This is a genomic window from Paenibacillus sp. 01L418 (genome assembly GCF_056400045.1).
Genome location: NZ_JBFTSN010000852.1, coordinates 1 through 654 on the forward strand (window position 1 = coordinate 1; position 654 = coordinate 654).

A 654-nucleotide genomic window follows, 5' to 3' on the forward strand; every position below is an offset into this window, starting at 1 on the left:
GAGTCCTGACGGTGACATTCTAAAGTATCTGTTTCTTGAAGAACGCTATGACCAAGATGGTGATGGAAACTTTGAGGAAGAAGCGTGGAAACCGCTATATGATGGGGCTTTTAAAACAACACATTCTGTCAACTACACGACCGTTGGTAAGCGGCAATATCGCGCCTCAGTAACTGAAGACTATGGAATGAAAGGAAATTCAGGAATTGTCACGACCGATATTCTGAATTATGCTCCTTCAGTTAACTTTAACGTGTTTGGAATTACGCAGCAGCCAGGGCAGGGAGAAGACAGCGGCCCACCAATAACTAACTATTCGACGCAATCGATATTACGTTCGTGGACGGCTAAGACGCCATACAAAGGCGGAAATGCCCAAAAAGCGGCATGGAAAGCGGATGCTACTACACTATCGACAAAAAATGGAGTATACGCAAACTTTTCTGTGGGATACCCAAACTCAGGAAATGGAGCGAACTCACGAACAAAATATCAGCTTGCTGCAGATATTGTTGCTAAACCCACTTGGAGTGTGCCAATTACAGAAATATTATTCAACAAGGTTTTCGGTGGGAACCGGCTATATTCTTATAATCAAAATTATAGTTTGCCAAACTATCCCTATACATTTTATGAACGAAATTCAATTACAGG

General features: G+C 42.2%; 1 protein-coding gene. It reads left to right on the top strand.

Annotated elements, in window-relative coordinates:
* On the top strand, window positions 1-654 hold a 654-nt coding region (locus tag AC1DSE_RS36120; RefSeq protein ID WP_477529228.1), incomplete at both ends, for a hypothetical protein.